Genomic DNA, 7345 nt, shown 5'->3' with positions numbered 1-7345 from the left:
AGGATCACGATCTTCTGCGGCTTCAGACGCGCCAGCTCTGCGGCCACGACGGGTGGCAACGCGCCCGGCTCCGTCAACAGCACCGGACCACCGAAGTGCCCCGCCGCCGCCGCGCCCGCCAACGCATCCGGGAAGTCCCGCCCGTTCGCGAGATACACCACCGGCACGCCCGCCGTCGGGAACGACGCCACCGATACCGCCACCGCCGTCTCATACCGACCAGGACCCGACTGACGGGAAACCGCGGCGACGGCGGCCTTCGGCGTGACCGCGGCGGATGCGGCGGAGGCCGCGGAGGAGCCGACCGCGTTCGTCGCCTTCACCGTGAACGTGTATGCCGTCCCGTTCGCGAGGCCCGTGACCGTGGCCGTCGTGGCACCCGTGGTCGTGGCGGTCTTGCCGCCGGGCTGCGCTGTCACCGTGTAACCGGTGATCGCGGACCCGCCGTTCGACACCGATGCCGTCCACGACACCGTCGCCTGAGCGTTGCCGGCCACCGCCGACACCGCGGTCGGGGCAACCGGAGCGGTCGGGGCGGTCGTCGGCGTCACGGCCGCAGAGGCGGCAGACGCGACCGACGTGCCGATCGCATTCTTCGCCGTGACCGTGAACGTGTAGGCCGTTCCGTTCGTGAGCCCGGTGACCGTCCCGGTCGTGGCACTCGTCGTCGTCACCTTGGCACCGCCCGGCGACGCCGTCACGGTGTAACCCGTGATCGCAGACCCGCCGTTCGAGGCCGGGGCCTTCCACGACACCGTCGCCTGTCCGTTGCCGGCCACCGCCGTGACCGCGGTCGGGGCACCGGGAGCCTTCGGCGCGGCCACGGGGGTGACTGCCTCCGAGACGGCCGACGGCACGGACGTCCCCACCGCGTTCGTCGCCGTGACGAGGAACTTGTACGCGGTGCCGTTCGTGAGTCCGGTGACCGTTCCGGTCGTCGCACCCGTCGTCGTCACCTTGGCACCGCCCGGCGACGCCGTCACGGTGTAACCCGTGATCGCAGACCCGCCGTTCGAGGTCGGTGCCTTCCACGACACCACGGCCTGCCCGTCGCCGGGAACGACCGACACCGCGGTCGGAGCGGTCGGCACCGTCAGGGGCTTGAGCGTGGTGAACGAGACCCGCGGCGATTCCACACCGCTGCCGACCGCGTTCACCGCGGTCACAGACGCCGCATAGGTCGTCTGCGCGGTGAGCCCGGTGAGCGAGAAGGACTCACCGGTGACGGCGATCTCTCGGACGAGCGCTCCCCCGGTGTAGATCCGCACCGAGTACCCGGTGATCGGAGATCCTCCCGAGGCGGGCGCGGTCCAGTCGAGCTGTGCGGCCGCGTCCTGCAGCTTCGACACGACCGGCACCGTCGGCGCTTTCGGCACCGCGGGCTTGGCCATGACCGTCAGCGTCGCGATGTCGGTGGTCTTCGTCGCTCCATCCGAGGTGAAGACGGCGCGGAACGCTGTGCCGGAGTCGGCCAGCGTTCCGGTCAGCGCGAGCGTCGAGTCGGTCGCGCCCGCGATCGTCGTGAATGCCGAGGCACCCGACTTGCGCTTCTCCCACCGGATCGTCGGTGCCGTCGCACCCGACGCGGCGGCGCGGAAAGTCGCCGTCTCGCCGTCGGTCACGGTGACGTCGGCGGGCTGTCGCTGAATCGTGAACTCATCGCTGATGGACTGCTCCGGCGTGCGCGGCTCCTCCTCCGAGGCGAGCGCACGCAGCTGCAGCGGGACGCTCACGGTCCCTCCGGCGGAGACCTCGACGGCATCCGCCTCGCTCAACGTCTTCTTGCCGTCGAACCACGTCGTGCCCGTCGTCGGCGAGTAGACGTACAACCCGTACGATCCCGCCTCCACCGGTGGCAGCGTGTAGGTCCCGTCCGCATCGGTGGTGGTCTCGACGTCGAGGATCGTTCCCCCGGGCGTGGCACCGAACATCTGCGTCAGGGGTGCGATGAACGCCCCGATCCCCGTATCCGGGAGCGTCGCGAGACCGACCGTCGCCCCCGCGAGCGGATCGCCGTCGGCGTTGAGCACCGACCCGATGATGACGCCGCCGAGACGCATGGAGGCGTCGACGGCCGTGACCGGCTTGCCCGCGACGCTGATCTTCGTCGCGGATGTGGAGGTCGTGGCATCCTTCCACCACTCCTCGACGTAGAGTCCGTTCCAGTTCACGAATCGCACGGTGTAGGTGCCGTCAGCCAGGGCGGGAGTGCGGTAGGTGCCGTCGCCGGCGGTGGTCGCCGAGGCGACGATCTCCCCCGCGGCGTTCCAGACATCGACCTGGATGCCGGGCAGCGGATTCGTCGTGTTCTCGCCGGTCGCCCGGCCGCTCACCCGCTGACCCTTGGCGAGCGCGAAGGTGATGTCCGTGAGATCCGTGCCGGCGAGGGTGACGCGCCGTGTCGCCGCCGAGTAGGTGGTAGAGCCCTCCGCCGCGACGACATCCCAGGCCCCGGGGGCCCCGACCACGACTCGGTAGCTTCCATCGGATTGGGTCGTGCCATAGGCGGACGAGTAGGTGACGAGCGAGTGCGCCCGGACGGATGCCCCGGACACCGGCTCACCCGTCGCGGCGTCGGTCAGGCGTCCGCTGATCGTCCAGCCCCGCTGGGTCGTGATGTCGAGCACCGTCTGCTTCCCGGCGACGACGGTGAGAGGCGTCGTCGTCTCACGCAGCGCGTCGCCGTTCGGGGAGTATCCCGAGGTGCGCACCCGATACACGCCCGGTTCCACGGAGAACCCGAACTTCGTGCCGGTCACATACGAGGAGTCGACGTAGTTCCACCACTCGCCGTCCTGGCGCTCGATCGTCACGTCGACGCGCGCGATCTCCGATCCGTCTGTGGTCCTCAGCGTTCCGGTGACGTTCAGGTCCTTGCGCAGATCGATGTCGACGCCGCCGAAGACCTGACCGGGGGCGACGGTGATCGGCGTGAACCCATCGGGCGAGCCGGCGCCGTTCCAGTAGACATCGTCGACCGAAGCGATCCACGTGCCCGTCAGGCCGGAGACCTCCCATGCAACGGCGGAGCCGTCGGTGGTCGGCACCGCGATCGAGCGCTGCGCGGAGCCGTCCTGCCTGGTCAGCGTGACCCAGTACGTCTCACCTGCGACGCTCGGTGTGAGGCTTCCGCTGATCGTGCCGCCGAGGACGGCGGTGACATCGGCGCGGAACGTCGCATCGAGACCGAGCTCGATCACGACGGCGGCCGGATCGTCGGCACTGGCCCCGAACCAGACGTCGGCGACGCCGCTGGAGCCCGAGGTGACCTTGACGACGTAGTTCTCGCGGTTGAGACCCTTGACCGCGTATCGGCCCTGCGCATCCGTGGTCGCGGTGGCGACGGGCTGGTAGGTGTCATGCGCGGCGTAGACCGAGACCGTGGCGCCGTTCACCGCGGTGCCGTTCGCGAAGGACACGGTACCGGTGATCGAGCCGCCCTTCACGGCGACGAAGTCGATGCCGCCGTAGACCGCGCCGTCCGTCGTCGCGCGCACGGTATTGGCCTCGGCGGCGCTCCTCTTGCCGTCGTACCACTGCTGCGGCGCCCCTGCGGAGCCGGCGTGGCTCAGACCGACGGTGTAGTCGCCGGCCGGCAGGTTGTAGGACGAGTACGAGCCGTCGGCGCCGGTCACGGTGGACGCGACGTCGTCGCTGCCCGCACGGGTGAACGAGATCGAGTCGCCCTGTCGAGGAGTCCCGTCCGGATTGGTGGATCGCCCGGTGATGCGCACCCCGGCCGTCACCGTGGCGTTGTGGCCGGTGAGCGAGGCGGACGCGCTCGTGACGGTGATGGTCCCGGCATCCGCCCAATTGCTGACCCCGGGCCAGTATGTGACAGGTCCGGAGCCGTAGAAGCTCAGATCGTAGGTACCGGGCACGACGTTGATGAGGGTGTACGTGCCGTTGGCCGCAGTGGACGCGGACCGGGAGAGGCTCCCGGGCACCCACGGGCGCGGGTTCAGCGTGACACCGGCGCCCTCGACCGGGTTCCCCTTCAGGTCGCGGACCGTGCCCGAGATCGTCCGGGAGTTCACGGTCACCCCGATCCCGATGTTCGACACCGCGCCGTTCACGACGATCAGCTTCGCGGTCTCGTACGAGGTGCCTCCGTGGTAGCCCTGGATGCCCGGCCCGTAGGCGCTCACCGAGGCGCGATACGTACCCTTGGGCACGGTCATCGACCAGGGCGTCGAGCCCGTCTGGATCGACAGCGGCTGCTCGAATTGCGCACCGTCCGATGACAACTGGAGCCGAGCTTCGGTGGGCGACAGCGGACCGGTGACCGTCACGGTTCCCGACACCTGCTGTCCGGCGACGAGCGCGACGTCGCCCAGCGTCGAGACGGCCGCGACGGGCTCCAGGACCCACTGACCCTCCGACCAGTTGCCCGGAAGGATCTTGCGGTCGGTGCCGATCGTCCCAGGGACGTAGCCCGCGCCCGGGGTCACCAGGAGGTAGAAGGGACGCGCCGTCTCCACGTTCATCGTGAACGTCCCGTTCGCACCGGTGGTGATCTGAGCCAGCAGGCCGGGACCATCGCCGTAGATGGCCTCTGCCCGAAGGTTCACGCCCATAGCCGCCGCGCCCGCGGGGGTCACGAAGCGTCCGGAGACGGTGACCCTCACCACCTCGCCGTAGCTCGATTCCGGCGGGTCCGCCTCGGTCGCTGCCGCATCGACGATGCGCGACTGAGCTGCCGGGGCATCCGGGGTCGGCGGCTCGGCGTCGGAGGCATCGTCGGACGATGCGTCGCGCGACGAGACGTCACCGAGCTCGGTGCTGATCTGCGCTCCGTGGGCCGCCGAGACCACCGCGGGGTCGTCGCTGACCAGGTCCGATGCTGCTGCGGTGACGATCGTCGGCGTCGCAGGCGCGATCTCGTCCGCGACGGCGGGCACCGCGGAAGATGCGATCAGGGCGAGTGCAGTGAGCAGGACCCCGCCGGTGCGGAGCATGCGGGACCGGAGCCCCCGGTGCGATTCGGACAGCGCAGCGCGACGGCGCGAACGGACAGGACTCACGGACAATCTCCCCTAGATCGAGCGAAGCCGGCTCAGTCCATTCGATCGAACAACCGGTATTCTGCGCTGATCGTAGCAGAGGGCGAACCCTACGTCGGATGGTTGGTTTTCGACGGGGAAACGCCGAGAAGCACCTCAGGAGGCGGCGGAGTGAGCCAGCACGGCGCCGGCCTCGCGCAGCCAACGCGCGGGGTCGGCGAGAGCGGCCTCGGAGGAGCCGGCGAGATCGGTGAGAGAAACGGATGCCGCGAACAGCGCGGTGTCGGCATCCGCGGTGATGCGTCCGGCGGCGAGCAGCGCGCGGGTGTCCGCGACGGCGGCGAGGCCGGCGAGGAACGAGGGCACCTTGCCGTCGCCGGACTGTCCGTCGTAGGAGCCTTCGCCCGTGATGACGAAGTCGGCGTCGGCGATCGCGTCGGCGAGGCCGATGAGCTCGGCCACCTCGGCGGCGCCGGGTGCGAGCACGCCGCCCCACACGACGAGCGCGGCACCGGTGCCTCCCGCCGCGCCATACCCTTGCCCCGCCGGGTCGATGCCCAGCAGGTCGGCGAGGCGGCGCAGACCGTCATCGGCGAGGGCGATGTCTTCTGCCGAACGCAGCCCCTTCTGCGGCCCGAAGACCGCGGCGGCACCCCGCGGGCCGGTGAGCGGGTTGGTGACGTCGGTCAGCACGCGCACCTCGGGTGCCGCCCGCAACCCCGTCACGTCGACCGTGGCGATCTCGGCGAGCCCGCGGGCGCCGCGGGCCACGGGTGCGCCGGAATCGTCGAGGAACCGCGCACCCAGCGCGGTGAGCATCCCGGTGCCGCCGTCGGTCGAGGCGCTCGATCCGATGCCGACCACGAGACACGAGACACCGTGATCGAGGGCTGAGGCCATGGCCTGGCCGAGGCCCGTCGTGTCAGCATCCCAGGGCTGCAGCTCGTCGAGGAGCTCGATTCCGGAGGTCGAACCGAGGTCGACCACCGCGGTTCCCGCGGGCGCATCCTCTCTCGGCGGCAGCAGCAGCCACGAGGTGTCGATGCGGGTGCCGGCAGGCCCGTCGACGACCACGGGCATCCGAACCGCACCGGGGACCGCGGCCTCGAACGCGGCGACCGTGCCCTCGCCGCCGTCTGCCATCGGTCGATGCACGAACTCCGCGGCCGGATCGACCGCGGTCCATCCCTCGGCGAGCGCCGCCGCGGCGTCGGCCGCCGTGAGCGTGCCCTTGAAGCTGTCGGGCGCCAGCACCACGCGGGTCATCGGGGGATCGCGGGAGTGCTCGCCCGCACGACGACTTCGAGCGGGAGCGGCGACTGCTCCCAATCGGCGTCGACCGTCGCGCGGAAGGCCTGGTAGCCCACCTCGGTCAGCGGTACGCGGACGGTCGTCAACGCCGGGGACACGTCGCTGCTCGCGGGCACGTCGTCGAAGCCGCAGACGGCGATGTCCGCGCCGATCTCGCGACCGGCCTCGCGGATGGCGGACATCGCACCGATCGCGACGACATCGCTGATCGCGAAGACGAGGGTTCCCGCCGGCACCCCGTCGGCGAGGGCGGCCGCCATGCCCGCCGCACCCGATTCGCGCCGGAAGTCCCCCCGCCGCACACTCTCCACCGCGCCCCCGGCATCCTCGAACCCGGCGCGGAACCCGGCCAGACGATCATCCGAGGTGCGCACGCCCTCGGCGGTGCCGAGCACGATCGCTGAGCGGTAGCCGAGCTCGGCCATCCGCCGACCGAGCGCCTCGGCGCCGGAACGGTTGTCGATCTCGATGCGCCGATCCGCGTCGCCGTCCGGCCCGAAAGCGACGACCGTGCCGCCCAGGCGGGCGAACTCGGCGAGCTCGTGCGCGGTGTCGACCTCCCTGGGCTCCTGCGTGCGCGAGGCCGCGAGGATCAGCCCGCGCGGACGCTGGCCGCGCAGAGCACGCACGATCCGCGCTTCCCGCTCCTGATCGCGTTCGGTGATCGCGATGGTCACGACCAGTCCGTGCTCGTCGGCACCACGCGCGACGCCGGATGCGATCAGCCCGAAGTAGGGGTCGGCGATGTCGGCGACGAGCAGGGCGATGACGGGAGACGTTCCCCGGGCGATCGCCTGGGCGGAGACGTTGGCCGTGTAGCCGAGTTTCGCCGCCGCGGCTTCGACGCGTTCGCGGAACGATTCGGCCACCTTGCGCTCCGAGCCGTTGAGCGCGCGCGAGGCCGTGGCCAAGGAGACACCGGCCTCGCGAGCCACGTCGTGCAGCGTGGGCGCGGGGCCGCGGGGATGACGTGAGGCGCGCTCCGACGACGGCCGCTCCGCGGGGGATGCGGGGTTGGTCATGTCTCCGAG

Annotated in this window: 3 protein-coding genes; all 3 read right to left on the bottom strand. The window is 71.0% G+C overall.

What is annotated here, in order from left to right:
- Nucleotides 1–4958 (bottom strand): fibronectin type III domain-containing protein (locus GZ67_RS20295; RefSeq protein ID WP_197024992.1); only part of this gene is annotated, 4958 nt, incomplete at its 3' end.
- Nucleotides 4959–5159: 201 nt separating this feature from the next.
- Nucleotides 5160–6269 (bottom strand): glycerate kinase, encoded by a 1110-nt coding sequence (locus GZ67_RS0118560; RefSeq protein WP_029263954.1) that lies wholly within the window; start codon nt 6267–6269, stop codon nt 5160–5162.
- Nucleotides 6266–7336, bottom strand: coding sequence for a LacI family DNA-binding transcriptional regulator (locus tag GZ67_RS0118555; protein WP_051662637.1), 1071 nt, complete (start codon nt 7334–7336; stop codon nt 6266–6268). Before GZ67_RS0118555 ends, GZ67_RS0118560 begins: the two co-directional genes overlap by 4 nt.
- Nucleotides 7337–7345: the final 9 nt, after the last annotated feature.

The organism is Microbacterium sp. Cr-K20 (genome assembly GCF_000708325.1).
Classification (GTDB): Bacteria; Actinomycetota; Actinomycetes; order Actinomycetales; family Microbacteriaceae; genus Microbacterium.
Note: the sequence above shows the minus strand (reverse complement) of the source record. Positions and strands in the feature narration are given on the sequence as shown.